Here is a 414-nt window from a genome sequence, read left to right as displayed (position 1 = left end):
GGGGCGTTTACCACCACCCAAGGCGCTGACCATGTGGTGAGTTACCAAATTGATTCCACAGCCGATCCTGTTGCAGGTTTAACTTCTCAAGGTGAACCAGTTACTCTAGTAGAGACCGCGAATGCTGATGGCAGCTTTACTTACGTTGCTACCGCAGATGGCAATCCTGTCTTCACCATGAATGTGAATGCAGACGGTACATACAATTTCCGTCTGGAAGGGCCAGTTGATCATGCGTTAAATAGTGATGAGTTAGTACTGAACTTCCCAATCATTGCAACAGACTTTGATGGCGATACGACAACTGCGACCATTCCAGTCACTATTACTGATGACGTTCCCACCATCGATAATGTTGTCCCATTGACAGTAAACGAAGATGATCTCGTCTCAACTGGCTCAGACCAAAACGAT

The 414-nt window shown here is 46.6% G+C and carries 1 protein-coding gene; it reads left to right on the top strand.

The features are described 5' to 3' along the window. On the top strand, window positions 1-414 hold a 414-nt coding region (locus SU60_RS15320), incomplete at both ends, for a T1SS-143 repeat domain-containing protein (protein ID WP_041156284.1).

Source organism: Vibrio mytili, from assembly GCF_000830505.1.
In the GTDB taxonomy this organism is placed as follows: domain Bacteria; phylum Pseudomonadota; class Gammaproteobacteria; order Enterobacterales; family Vibrionaceae; genus Vibrio; species Vibrio mytili.
The sequence above is the reverse complement of the archived record's forward strand: the minus strand, read 5'-3'. Positions and strand labels throughout refer to the sequence as shown.